The organism is Nostoc sp. ChiVER01, from assembly GCF_034531155.1.
Lineage (GTDB): Bacteria > Cyanobacteriota > Cyanobacteriia > Cyanobacteriales > Nostocaceae > Nostoc.
Genome location: NZ_JAVRBS010000035.1, coordinates 77,656 through 88,581 on the forward strand (window position 1 = coordinate 77,656; position 10,926 = coordinate 88,581).

Sequence of the window (10,926 nt, forward strand, 5' to 3'; positions counted from 1 at the left end):
AGTGGTGAATATAAAAATTCCCTCTTCCCTATTCAGTACAGACGCGATTAATCGCGTCTCTACCTACTCCCCTCACCCCAAACAATCCTTCAACGCATAAATCACCTGATCTTGCTGTTTTTGTGTCAGTTCTGGGTACATAGGCAAGGATATAACTTCATGGCAAGCTTGCTCTGCTATCGGTAAGTCCCCAATTTGATAGCCCAGGCTTTGATAAACTGGTTGTAAATGTAAAGGGTGAGGGTAGTAAATCATGGAACTCACGCCCTGTTCTTGCAATTGACTACGCACCCAATCTCGATATTTGGCGCTAGAACCATTTCGCTCTTCGCCTGAGATGCGAATAGTATATTGATTCCATACTCCAACACCCTCAGGTAATTCTTGCGGTGGGACAATTCCCGGAACTTGACTAAGGAACTGATAGTAATAGTTGGCGATATCTCGTCGGCGATTATTCCAAATATCTAAATAACGTAGCTTAATTTGCAAAATAGCTGCTTGGAGAGCATCCAAGCGACTATTTACACCGATTTCCTCATGTAAATATCTAATTCTACTGCCATGATCTCGTAGTATTCGCAGTTTAGTGGCGATCGCAGGGTCATTAGTCGTTATTGCCCCGCCATCACCGCAACCACCAAGATTTTTGGTAGGGTAGAAACTAAAGCAACCAATATGTCCAATGCTTCCGACTTTTTGATCAGCCCACCTTGCACCTGTAGACTGAGCGCAATCTTCAATGATTGCCAAATTGTAAGACTGAGCGATCGCCATCAATGATGTCATATCCACAGGTTGTCCAAATAGGTGCACCGGGATAATCGCTTTAGTTTTGGGTGTAATCGCCGCCGTTACTTGCTCGACATCCAAATTCAAGGTAGTAGCGTCAATATCAACGAAAACAGGCTTTGCACCCACGGCGCTAATTACTTCAGATGTAGCAATAAAAGTGAAAGGAGTTGTAATCACTTCATCGCCTGCACCAATGTCCAACACTCGTAACGCTAAGTAGAGCGCATCAGTACCAGAATTACAAGCTACACATTGAGTAACAGTATTATAAGCAGCAAACTGTTGCTCAAAGCCTTCGACTAAGGGGCCACCGATATAGCGGCCAGAAGCCAAAACCTCTAAGACAGCTGCACTTACTTCTGCTTCGATGGTGGTGTATTGCTGCTTGATATCAAAGGCAGGGATAGGATTTACACTTTGGATCATGAGTTCTTATTTTATTGGGAGATACAAAGGATGCACTTCGAGAGTCAATTTTTGCTAATTGAATTGTTAATCAAAAAGGAGCTACTAAAAGACTATCGTCCAAGATACGCATCTATTAGGGTTTTTACTTAAATTAAGGCGCCAGAAACTACCGCACATTTAATTTACAGATAATAAGCATACTAGTACGCCACGGCGGAAATAGAGCAACCATTTAAAATTCCTAAAAAGCTGATTCCATAATACTTTTGACTTTTGACTTTTGACTTTTGACTTCCGCCTTGCGGTACTAGGTGTTTGCCATGTTAAGGTTGTACCATTTTGAAATTTTGAATTGATAAAGGTGATATATATCAACCAAGATCCAACACATCGGATCAAAGTTCCAGATGTGTGGGCTGCTTTGAAAAGGAAATACCAGGAGATGGAGATAGAAAACTTATGCAGGAGTTGATCAAGCTGGATTTTGTGGATTTAGCTATTGCTGTGGGATTGATGGCGATCGCTATTGGTTTATCTGCCTGGGAAAAATTAGGACTAGAGTTAAACTTAGCCCTTGCTACTGGGAGAACCATCTTACAACTACTTGTATTGGGATACATTTTAGATTTCATCTTGGCTTTGGACAATGCTTGGGCAGTTTTGGCGATATTAACAATAATGCTGACAATTACGGCGATTGTCGCACGAAATCGGATCAGCCAAAAAATTCCTTATGTATTGCCTTTGGTGTGGGGTGCAATTTTAATTAGTACCGCCCTGACAGTGCTTTACACCAACTTCTTGATCGTTCAACCACAAAGATGGTACGAACCACAGTATGTAATTCCCCTAGCAGGAATAGTCTTAGGTAATGCTACCAATGCAGCTGCGATCGCAGGCGAACGTCTTGTCAGCACCATTAATTCCAGCCATCTTGAAATCGAAACCCATTTGAGCTTAGGTGCAACGCCCCAGCAAGCAGTTAGCCAGTATCGCAAAGATGCCATCAGAGCCGGATTGATTCCGACTCTCAATCAAATGCTCCTCATCGGTATGGTGGCAATACCAGGAATTACCACCGGACAGCTATTAGCTGGTGTGAAACCACTGGATGCTATATCATACGAAATTTTAATTATATTTATGGTTGCTTTCGCTAATTTGTTGACAACACTTTTAGTCACAAAGGGGTTGTGTCGTCAATTTTTCAATTCTGCCGCGCAGTTAGTCAGGTAATGACATTTTTAATAAAAGGTAAATTAAAATGGCATTTAGTAATTACAAAAGTATCAGCGCAGTAATTAAAAAATTTCAAATAAAATATGTACAGTCTAATTTTATATTAGAAGTGGATTTTCCAGTTAAACAGTCTTTTAAAGAAGAATTAGATTTGCTATTTACAGATGGAGTTATTGATAATTCTGAAGATGCTATTTGTGAAAATCTCATCTATCCAGTATTGAAAGAAGTATGGAAAAATTACCGAAGTAAATTAACACTTTGGAGTCATGAAACATTAGCTTACGATGAAGATTTATCAGGCGTTCCAGATTATACGGTAACACAGCGAAATCCTCTAGGCACGATTGTTTTTGATAAACCTTATTTTTTGACAGTTGAAGCTAAACAAGACAAATTTGAAGAAGGCTGGGGTCAGTGTTTAGCTGAAATGATCGCAGTGCAGCGAATTAATGATGATTTTGTCAGTGATATTTTTGGGATTGTTTCTAACGGTAAAATATGGCAATTCGGAAAATTGATTGCTGATGTTTTTACTCGGAATAGAAATTTGTATGTAATTCAAGATTTAGATAAATTATTTGCGGCAGTTAATTATATTTTTCAAGAATGTGAATTAAAAATACAAAAACAATAGTATTGTGTATTTTACCGATGAAATTAAAGGATGTTCACGAAGTCGTCAACTATATAATAAACCTCTCTCAAAAGCAGAGAGAGATTTTAAAATTTATACACAAAATTTTTAGATTAACTCTTCACTCCTAACTTTTCTACCCGCCTAAAGTCCGTGTATAAATTACCTGACCTTGGGAATCATAGAGGAAAAGAGACAAGCTGGCATTATCACTAATTACAGCTAAAGCTTCTCGTAATATTTGCAAGTGATTGGTAACGTCAACAGCAGTATCCGAATTTTTAGAATAAGGAGTAGCTAGGTTATTTTGCCTTATTTGATCATACTCAGGAGTTAGCCGGACAATAATTCCTGCATTGTCTATGCTAAAGGTGCAAATCCGAATTCCATTAATACAAGTTTTATCCAAGTCAGTGCGAGTTTGTTGCAAACTACTAATAACTTGTACTTTTTCTTGTGCTTGTTTGAGAGCTATTGAGTAGGGTTCAATGAGAGACTGAGCCTGAGTGTAGTACAAGCTATCTTGGGAAATCTTTTTAGCAGTTTGCAAAGCTTGATCCCAGTATGTCGTTGCTGCAAGCCATTGGTTTTGTTGCTCATATACTTTGGCTTGCTTGGCAGCGCTAACGGCTTGTTGGTATGCTTTCACAGCTAATCGTTCTTTAGTAGCGCGATCGCGTGCCGCTACTAACTTAGGTTTATAATCTACCAACAGCTTTTCGGCTTCTTGGTATCCAAGGCTAGTTATGGGAATGCTATTCAAAGCATTAATAGCCACCAGCCAAGTAGACTGAACCTTTTGCCAGTCATTCAAAGATTTAGCAGTAGCTTGCCGATTCTCGGCTGCACTAGCTACAGCTTTTGCTGCCGTTAGTTTTTTTAGCCATTTTTCCTCCGTAACTATCTGCTGATTTACAGCGTGCAAACGGACACGATAATTAAGTAATTTTCCTTGCACCAGTCCATAGAGTTCATTACTGGAACTTATAGTTTCTAGTGGGGCTATAGCCTGTCGCCATAAGTGTTGCCTAGCTTGTAATTCCTCTAGGCTAGATGCAGGAGTTTGAACTTTTTGTGTAGCCAAAGATCCCATCTGCAAAGCCTTGACCACCTGGCTGATTTTTTCTGACCGTCCAGACAAACTTGCTCTTAGTTCTTCTGATATCTGGTAACGAGGCGACCAACTAGGAATTGCATTCAAGGCTGCACTAGCTGCCGTAAGTTGTTGTTGTATAGCTACTAATTCTTTTTCAGACTTGGCGCGGCGCAAAAGTTGCGGGGATTCTGTTTTTAATTGCTCGGCGTTTTGTATTTCTTTACACTCAGACATCACACAAGGGCGAGTCAATAAGTAAGCACCGCCGCCTAAAACTATAACTCCCACCAAAGCTGCACCCAGTAAAATGGATTTGATTTGAGATGCTGGCTTTGAAGTCTGCAAATTCGGCGCATCTGCCAACGGGTCAAACAGTTCCTCCTCAATCTTATCGATTGATGGAGAATAGGTAATAGCTGATGAAGAAAGGGTAGAAAAGTATTGCCCCCCTGCCCCCCCTGCCTCCCCTGCGCCCCCTGCTCCCTCTGCCTCCTCTGCCTCCCCTGCCTCATCTCCCCCTCCCCCCATCTCTCTCAGAGGCAAGAAACATTTTGCATAAGGGAGTTGTTCACCAAAAACTCTGAGGAAACATTGCACTCGCCGTTCTCTGTGGGGTGCTAGAGACTGAAGTACTTCCTCAATTACTGCAAAGATTGTTTGAGTATCAACTATTACATCTGATTCGTGTTGGGTTAAAATCATTAACCCGTCTTTATTGACGGCACACTTAACCTTGAAGACTTCAGCCGTTGAGACTTCTGCAAGTAATTGTTCCTGCAAAGTTTTGGCTAAAAGCTGTAAATCTTCCTGCTGGACTGCTACTTTCATAGAGCTTTCCCGCTTAATTTCTATATTGTTTTGATTATCTTTAAGAGAATGAAATGAACTTTTTAGGTTTGTTGAATGCAAATGCACAGTTTAACCAACCACAGCCTGAAAATCTGAACGACCAACGTTCTAACACACATTCAGACTTTTCACCAAAAATCAAAAAAGTAATTATTGTTCGCGTTGTTACATTTTTACAATGCCAGATGCAAAATCAAATTATCTGTCTTTAGATGTAAATTACAAATAAAAAATGGGAATAATAGAATTTTTGAGTATTTTAACTGCATTATTTCGGGACAATAAAATACACAGGAGCTAATGTTCTGCAAAATCGGAGTTGTAGAGCAGTTGTCACAAATTTATCCAAAGGTTAAGGAAACTATGCTAAGTCAGAGGGTTTTGACAGAAATGGTAGTTATCTTCTATGCTAGGAAACTTACTGAAGAGATAAATTACATGTTGTGACTCTAGCACCAACAGGTTGGCTATCAAAATTAATCTGCCTCATTGGCTGAAATCGATAAAATTGACTGGTGAAAAATAAATTTTTATAGCTGCTAAAAGCTTAATTTTAAAATAAAAGTGCTGCAAAATATTAAAACAGCATTAAGCAAAGGCTGGGAAAGTGTAAATACAAGGTGTATCAATGGATTTATTAGAGTATCAAGTTAAAGAGTGGTTTGGCAAGATAGGCATTCCTGTATTGCCTTCCCAACGAATTGACCATCCCACAGATTTGAAACGTTTAAAAATTCGCTTTCCAATTGTACTGAAATCTCAAGTACATGGAGCGGAACGGGCAAAAGCAGGTGGAGTCAGATTTGCGGAGACTACAATTGATGCGATCGCAGCTGCCCAAAATATCTTTAGTTTACCAATATGGGGCGAATTGCCAGAAGTTGTGCTGGCAGAATCCCAATACGATGCCAACCAGGAATTTTATCTGGCGGTGGTTTTAGATACTGCTGTTTGCCGACCAGTTCTTTTAGGTTGCAAGGAAGCAGACATTGATTGGGAATCGGCTGGGGAAAGAATGCACTATGTTGTCGTGGAACAAGAATTCTCGCCATTTTATGCGCGACGACTGGCTTTGAAAATGGGTTTGCAGGGGACGCTGATGCAGTCGGTAAGCTGCGTTGTCCAGAAGATGTACCACTTATTTGTGCAAAAAGACCTAGATTTAGTCGAAATCAATCCCTTGGCAGTCAGTGCTACTGGTCAAGTTATGGCTCTTAATGGTAAAGTCAGGGTCAACGAACGGTCAATCAAGCGTCATCCTGACCTCACCGAGATGGCGGCAAAAATCATCAGTCGTCATACCAGTACTGAAATTAATGGTATATTGGGCGACTGGGATGGAGTGAAAATGCACGGTAAAATCGGTATTTTAGGTAATGGTACTGGTTCAGTAATGGCAACTTTGGATTTAGTAGCTAATGCTGGTGGCAATCCAGGTGTTTGTTTGAATCTACGTCATGCTTACGTTACAGACACTAAACCAACTACTTTCCGCGATCGCTTAGAAACAGGTCTAAAAATCCTAGAGGGTGATAACAGCATTCAAGTAATATTAATTAACTTTCTAGGTAGCATTCCTCAAACAGAAGAAGTGATTGAAGTTATAGCCAGAGTTGTGGAGCAAGACAACAGCGAACTTAACTCACAGGTTGTGCATTCTAATGGTAGTAAAAGTCGGCAAGAGCAGAATTTTTCACCCTTAGTTGTCCGTCTTGCTGGTTCAGAATTTGATGATGCGAGAAAGTATTTAGCAACACTAAAAACCCCCAGCAATGCGCTCCTTGTAGTGGAAAATTTAGATGAGGCAGTAGCGGCAGCAGTTCGTCTGGCTAAACCAACGGCTAATAAAAGGTAATGAGTGTTACATTCTTCAAATTCAAAATTCAAAAAAATTAATTTAATCCGACACTATAAATATGTCTTTTTTATGCCCAGTGCCATAGACGACTGGGTTGCTAAACTTACGGTAATTTTTTATGAACCTAACGCCAGACAGTAAAGTATTAATTCAAGGCTTTTGTGAATTTATCTCAGGCACTCATGTTGCTCAAATGAAAGCTTATGGTACGAACTTAGTAGCCGGTGTCAATCCTGGATGTGGCGGACAGGAACTGCATGGATTGCCAGTTTTTGACTTAGTAGAGGAAGTAATAGAACAATTTGGGGTAATTGACACAACAATTATCTGTGTAGACCCTTACGATGTGCTAGATGCGGCATTAGAAGCGATCGCATCTCATATTCGCCAGATCATTATTATCACTGCTGGTGTGCCACCTTTGGATATGGTGCAACTACTCCGCAAAGCTGAAGCCTGTGAAACTTTGGTAATCGGGCCAAATAGTCCGGGGATCATTGTGCCGGGGAAAATTCTTTTAGGTACTCAACCAAGCGAATTTTATACTCCTGGCAGAGTAGGGATCGTTAGTCGTAGTAGCACCCTTACCTACGAAATCGCCTACGAATTAACAAAAGCAGGTTTGGGGCAGTCGATTAGTGTCAGTATTGGTAGTGATGCGATCGTTGGTTCCTCCTTTCTCCAATGGTTGCAAATTCTCGATGAGGATGAAACTACAGAGGCGATCGTTTTAGTTGGTCAACCTGGCGGTGGTAGTGAAGAAGCAGCAGCCCGGTACATTACCGAGGCAATTGATAAACCAGTAATTGCCTACATTGCAGGTAGACTTGCACCACCAGGAAAAACTTGGCGTCAAACAGGGACTTTAGCAACAGTTATCGGACGCGATCCTAACTTTGGCACGGCTCAAAGTAAATTAGCAGCTTTAAAAGAAGCGGAAGTTCCAGTAGCTGAACGTCCTTCTCAGATTCCAGAATTATTGAGAAAGGAAATTAGCTAAAATCAAATATTTAGATCGCGCAGAGCCAGACGAATTTGCTCCAAACGCCTGCGATTAACACCAAGATCCGACTCTCCCACGCGAGCTGCCGATCGCACATGAATTACTGATTCATTGGGAGGGAAATAAAACTCTACATCATCAATAAATTTGAAGATGCGGCTTTTAGAAAGAGCGTGGATGTAATTATCTGTTTGTTCTATAACTTCTGTGCGGGGAACGACGGTAAGAGTTTTTAGTAAAGTTTTTCGTGCTGCATCACGGTCTATATGATAGGCAATTGGGTCAATGGCATGTTTAGGATCGCCATCTTGACTCACAACACAGTTGTTTGAAGCCGGACATGAACTAAGATGACCATTATTAACTCCCAAAGCAGAAGAGGTAGCCCAAGCTGCGGTAGGAAGTATTAAACTATTAATCAAAGTTAGCAATATTACAAAAGCGATACTCCGCACGAGTCGCTGCGCGAAGGCTATTAGCAGACGAAACATTATAAATTTATTCCTTAGGGTTGGAATAGCAGATAATCTCTAAATATTGAATCGATGTTCTAGTAGAGTATCACCCCTTGGTTGTAGGCATTTACAAAACTCGTGTAGTCGTACTCAACTTGAGTTGCATAGTCCACCGCAAAGTTAACAATTTCGTCTTTGAATACAGCCTTGTTACCGCTAACAATATCAGTCACTTCTTTGTCAACGCTTACGGGAATAATCGCAGCATCATAGTCTTTATCAGAGATTGCATGGTTCTTGGCAACAACCTTCCCCGCATACCCCATCGCATCCATGAATTTTGATTTAGTGGTTAGCAATGTATAGTCAAAGTCCACTTGGTAGGGTGATTTTTCATGTACCATAAATGGGATAGCATTGACCGTAGTGTAGCCAACCAGAGGGTCAGTATTGGAAAGCATTGCTTTAGTGGCGATTGCCACCCTCGCCCCTTCTTGATTGCTGTAAACTGAAGTTGGCAGCAGACCTGGAACTGCGATCGCAACTGCACTACTACCTTCCTGCTTCATCTCCAAAATGCGATCGTCGTCGGTTCCTGTTGGCCCCTCAATCAGTAAGTAATATCGGTACTTACCAAGACTACCAGTACCTGAACCTAATTTTAGTCGAATGTCTTTGAGAGCATAATAACTATTGCTATAGCGTTTACTGCTAGGAATTGAGGCAATATAATTGCTTATAGCCCCAGCAATGTCGGAATAGGTGCTGCTGGATACAGGCTGAAGTTCTGAAGTAGTCTGGAATACTCGATTGTTAGTGTTATTTAACTGCGTGTATTTATTTAGCAAGCTAGAACGGCTGTTATCTGATGCCTTTTGAATTAAATCTTTGACCACACCGTTTGTATTGCCAGATTCCAAACGGTATGAAAGTTCGTCGTTAGTTCCCTTAAAGTCACTCATCTTGTTCAAGTAAGTATCCAAGAAATTCCGAACAATATCTTGAGCATCACTTGAGTTAAGACCGTTCTCTTTAGCTGTCAACAAGATAGAGACTGCCATTCGTCGCAAATCCCAAACGTAGGGGCCAAGATAGCCTTCATCAAAATCGGTGGTGTCAAAAACGTTGTTGTCGTTGCTATCTCTCATCCCTCCAAGATTTTGCAGATGCATATCTCCCTCTAACCAGATAGCTGAGGTTGAAGAATTCACAAATCCTGAACTTGGCAAGGTCTGCATATCACGATAAAAAATGTGATCTGTTCCCCGATAAAAGGCGAAAGGGCTAGCCTTCATCTTTTGCATTTTTGTTGCCAGTTCTTGAGGCAATTGAGAAGCAAAGGGATGATTATATTGATAAATTTCATTCTCTACCCAAGTTGAACGGGGAGTGGCGGCTTGAGTTGGAGATGCAAACCCTAAAATTAAAATTAAGACAAATACGATTGCAGATATAGATATGTATTTTGGCATGACCATCTCTTAAATGTAAAAAATTGACTTTTGTTAGACTCTTGTGTAGAGACAATCATCCAACCACAATTCTTTTAGCACCTAGAGCCATAGTTTAGAAAGTGAGCTAAAGCACAATGCAACAAGTATTCATAGTAAAGAATTCAAAAAGGTAAAATTATAAAGAACCGTCAGAATGTAATCATGTCAGCTATCCAAACAACTGTGGTTCTTGCGATGACGGCCGATGGAAAAATTAGTGCCGTAGATCCTAAAGCGCCTCGTGATGCCGATCCAGTTGATCAAGCACACCTAGAGTATCAAGCCTCCCTTGCCGATTTAGTCTTGGTAGGAGCAGGGACGATTCGGGCTGAGGGAGGAACCTATACAATTCGTAATCCCGAACTTTTGGCAGCACGTAAGGTTCGAGGTCAGTCTCCCCAGCCTATTACCTGCGTTGTCTCAGGTTCCCTTGACCTATCGCTGGACTTACCTTTTTTAAGTCAGGACATTGAGCGATGGATATTTACAACACGCACTGGTTTGAAGCGTAATTCTGATGCAACGAGCTTGCAAAAGCTAGCTGAATTAATCGATTTGGGAGAAACAGACTTAGACTGGGATCGAGCCTACAACTTAATGGCAGAGCGGGGTATTCACAAAGTCATTGTTTTAGGAGGCGGCGCTTTAACAGCTGCTTTACTAAAGGCAGGGCGAATTAATGATTGGTGGTTGACAATTTGGCCCATCATTTATGGAGGAAAGCACGCCTCTACCCCAGTGGAGGGAGAGGGTTTTCTTCCCCAAGCTGCTCCTCATCTCCAACTCGTTGAAACTCGTCAGGTTGGAAGTCAGTTGTTTTTAAACTACCGCATTCTCAGTTGAGTATGCGCTGCCAGAATTAAGGGACTTCTAACTAAAAAAATATTCTATCGTGGTGTAGGCAAGGGGAGAAAGAAAAATATGATCTGAGTAAATTGGATAATTTATTTTCTGGAAGTTCCTAAACGCTATTATCGTTAATACTAAAAAGCGCCCTCCTTATTAGGAGAGCGCTTTTTAATTTAGCTAGAGCTTAGAATTAACCGTTGATAGCAGGAGCGCTCAAAGCGACAGGAGCAACATCACCAGCAGC

At 41.0% G+C, this 10,926-nt stretch carries 9 protein-coding genes; 5 read left to right on the plus strand and 4 right to left on the minus strand.

Features of this window, described 5'->3' with window-relative positions; translation table 11 throughout:
• Positions 1-72 precede the first annotated feature (72 nt).
• Positions 73-1,221, minus strand: a complete 1,149-nt coding sequence (locus RMY00_RS31235; RefSeq protein WP_322651244.1) for a DegT/DnrJ/EryC1/StrS family aminotransferase — start codon at positions 1,219-1,221, stop codon at positions 73-75.
• A 441-nt stretch (positions 1,222-1,662) separates the two neighbouring features.
• Here RMY00_RS31235 and RMY00_RS31240 point away from each other — a divergent pair, with 441 nt between their 5' ends.
• Together RMY00_RS31240 and RMY00_RS31245 are read left to right on the plus strand one after the other, a co-directional pair.
• On the plus strand, positions 1,663-2,439 hold the full coding sequence (locus RMY00_RS31240; RefSeq protein ID WP_322651245.1) for an ABC transporter permease: 777 nt from the start codon (positions 1,663-1,665) through the stop codon (positions 2,437-2,439).
• Between the two features lie 28 nt (positions 2,440-2,467).
• Entirely contained in the window at positions 2,468-3,079 is a 612-nt protein-coding gene (locus tag RMY00_RS31245) for a hypothetical protein (RefSeq protein WP_322651246.1), read from the plus strand.
• 136 nt (positions 3,080-3,215) lie between these two features.
• On the opposite strand, the gene RMY00_RS31250 is transcribed toward RMY00_RS31245, so the two are convergent.
• On the minus strand, positions 3,216-5,003 hold the full coding sequence (locus RMY00_RS31250; protein ID WP_322651247.1) for a hypothetical protein: 1,788 nt from the start codon (positions 5,001-5,003) through the stop codon (positions 3,216-3,218).
• A 649-nt stretch (positions 5,004-5,652) separates the two neighbouring features.
• Here RMY00_RS31250 and RMY00_RS31255 point away from each other — a divergent pair.
• Complete coding sequence (locus tag RMY00_RS31255; RefSeq protein ID WP_322651248.1) at positions 5,653-6,879, plus strand: succinate--CoA ligase subunit beta; 1,227 nt, start codon at positions 5,653-5,655, stop codon at positions 6,877-6,879.
• A gap of 121 nt (positions 6,880-7,000) precedes the next feature.
• Complete coding sequence (locus tag RMY00_RS31260; RefSeq protein ID WP_322651249.1) at positions 7,001-7,882, plus strand: CoA-binding protein; 882 nt, start codon at positions 7,001-7,003, stop codon at positions 7,880-7,882.
• Between the two features lie 2 nt (positions 7,883-7,884).
• Here the strand turns inward: RMY00_RS31260 and RMY00_RS31265 are convergent, their stop codons facing one another.
• Complete coding sequence (locus RMY00_RS31265; RefSeq protein WP_322651250.1) at positions 7,885-8,376, minus strand: DUF1499 domain-containing protein; 492 nt, start codon at positions 8,374-8,376, stop codon at positions 7,885-7,887.
• A gap of 59 nt (positions 8,377-8,435) precedes the next feature.
• On the minus strand, positions 8,436-9,812 hold the full coding sequence (locus RMY00_RS31270) for a DUF2252 domain-containing protein (protein ID WP_322651251.1): 1,377 nt from the start codon (positions 9,810-9,812) through the stop codon (positions 8,436-8,438).
• A 183-nt stretch (positions 9,813-9,995) separates the two neighbouring features.
• Between RMY00_RS31270 and RMY00_RS31275 the strand changes: the two genes are divergently transcribed.
• Positions 9,996-10,676 (plus strand): RibD family protein, encoded by a 681-nt coding sequence (locus tag RMY00_RS31275; protein ID WP_322651252.1) that lies wholly within the window; start codon positions 9,996-9,998, stop codon positions 10,674-10,676.
• Positions 10,677-10,926: the final 250 nt, after the last annotated feature.